Source organism: Paracraurococcus ruber (genome assembly GCF_004353985.1).
GTDB classification, from domain to species: Bacteria; Pseudomonadota; Alphaproteobacteria; order Acetobacterales; family Acetobacteraceae; genus Paracraurococcus; species Paracraurococcus ruber.
Genome location: NZ_SMOA01000686.1, coordinates 1 through 504, shown reverse-complemented (window position 1 = coordinate 504; position 504 = coordinate 1). Strand labels below are relative to the sequence as shown.

Annotated in this window: 2 protein-coding genes; both read right to left on the bottom strand. The window is 80.4% G+C overall.

The window, feature by feature from the left end; genetic code table 11:
• On the bottom strand, positions 1-231 hold a 231-nt coding region (locus E2C05_RS32445), incomplete at its 3' end, for a hypothetical protein (RefSeq protein ID WP_408901648.1).
• Positions 231-504, bottom strand: a 274-nt coding sequence (locus E2C05_RS33850) for an ATPase, T2SS/T4P/T4SS family (RefSeq protein ID WP_456306554.1), incomplete at its 5' end; no start/stop codon positions are given. The genes E2C05_RS32445 and E2C05_RS33850, both read right to left, overlap by 1 nt.

Genomic DNA, 504 nt, shown 5'->3' with positions numbered 1-504 from the left:
GCCGAGCAACAGGGCGAGGCCGCGCGTCAGCCGCGCGAGGTCGCGCGCCGGGATCGCCGCGGCAGGCCGTTCCGCCCGGACGGCGCGGCCGGTGCCGGCGGGCCGCAGCTCCACCGGCAGCGCACCCGCCTCCTGCAGGCGCCGCGCCGCCTCGCCGCGGTCGGCGGCCTCGATGCGGCCGGACAGCGTCCGGCCATCCGCCGCCAGGGCGGTGTAGTCGAAGGCCGGCATCACCCGCCCCCCATCACGCGCATCACCTCGTCCAGCGAGGTGATGCCCGCCTGCACTTTGCGCAGCGCGGCGGCGCGCAGCCCCGGCATGCCCTCGGCCTCGGCCAGGGCATGCAGCGCGCCGGCATCGGCGCGCCGCAGCACGGCGGCGCAGAGCGCCTCGGACATCGGCATCACCTGCAGCACGGCGCTGCGGCCGCGATAGCCGGTGCCGCGGCACGCCGCGCAGCCGCGCGGCCGCCAGACCGGCCCGGGCGCGAGGCCGAGCCGCGCC